The sequence below is a fragment of the Verminephrobacter aporrectodeae subsp. tuberculatae At4 genome (genome assembly GCF_000193225.1).
Taxonomy (GTDB): domain Bacteria; phylum Pseudomonadota; class Gammaproteobacteria; order Burkholderiales; family Burkholderiaceae_C; genus Acidovorax; species Acidovorax aporrectodeae.
In genome coordinates this window covers 1-647 of the sequence record NZ_AFAL01000179.1, presented here as the reverse complement: position 1 = coordinate 647, position 647 = coordinate 1, and the positions used below count along the sequence as shown (strand labels likewise).

Sequence of the window (647 nt, the reverse complement as noted above, 5' to 3'; positions counted from 1 at the left end):
AAGGCGGGGCAGAAGGTGGAAAAGCGCAGGGGCTCGGGCGTGGCCGTTCTGCCCGGCAAGCTCACCGACTGCGAGAGCCGCGACCTCGGCCGCAACGAGGTGTTCCTGGTCGAGGGCGACTCCGCCGGCGGCAGCGCCAAGATGGGCCGCGACAAGGAAAGCCAGGCCATCCTGCCGCTGCGCGGCAAGGTGCTCAACACCTGGGAGGTGGAGCGCGACCGGCTGTTTGCGAACAACGAGATCCACGACATTTCGGTGGCCATCGGCGTGGACCCCCATGGCCCCGGCGACGTACCCGACCTGTCGGGCCTGCGCTACGGCAAGGTGTGCATCCTGAGCGACGCGGACGTGGACGGAGCGCATATCCAGGTGCTGCTGCTCACGCTGTTCCTGCGGCATTTCCCCGGGCTCATCGAGGCCGGCCATGTCTACGTGGCGCGCCCCCCGCTGTTTCGCGTGGACGTGCCCGCGCGCGGCAAGAAGCCTGCGGCCAAGATGTACGCGCTCGACGAGGGCGAACTCGGCGCCATCCTCGACAAATGCGCCAAGGAAGGCGTGGCGCGCGAGAAATGCCAGATCAGCCGCTTCAAGGGCCTGGGCGAGATGAACGCCGGGCAACTGTGGGAGACCACGCTGAACCCCGACAC

At 68.0% G+C, this 647-nt stretch carries 1 protein-coding gene; it reads left to right on the top strand.

What is annotated here, in order from left to right:
• On the top strand, nucleotides 1-647 hold a 647-nt coding region (locus VTU_RS0105645; RefSeq protein ID WP_010101778.1), incomplete at both ends, for a toprim domain-containing protein.